The sequence below is a fragment of the Shigella sp. FC1967 genome (assembly GCF_001743005.1).
Classification (GTDB): Bacteria; Pseudomonadota; Gammaproteobacteria; order Enterobacterales; family Enterobacteriaceae; genus Proteus.
This window is the reverse complement of the sequence record NZ_MIIZ01000508.1, coordinates 1-206: the sequence shown is the minus strand read 5'-3', so window position 1 is coordinate 206 and position 206 is coordinate 1. Positions and strand designations below refer to the sequence as shown.

Here is a 206-nt window from a genome sequence, read left to right as displayed (position 1 = left end):
GGTAAGGCTGTTTGGCAGTGACTGTTTTGGCTAAATCCATCCCTTTTAAGCCGGGAAAGGCTTTGGCTTTTTCGAGTGCAAGTTGGGTATCAGGATGTTCGCCGGCGATGATACAACCGTTTTGTGCGCCTTTTTCTCTCAACAAACGCGTTAACTTACGTGTATCAATATCCGCAATAGCAACGATATTATGGCGTTTAAGATAA

Annotated in this window: 1 protein-coding gene; it reads right to left on the bottom strand. The window is 44.2% G+C overall.

All coding sequences use genetic code 11. The features are described 5' to 3' along the window. On the bottom strand, positions 1-206 hold a 206-nt coding region (locus BHE89_RS04335), incomplete at both ends, for a carbamoyl-phosphate synthase domain-containing protein (protein ID WP_286145883.1).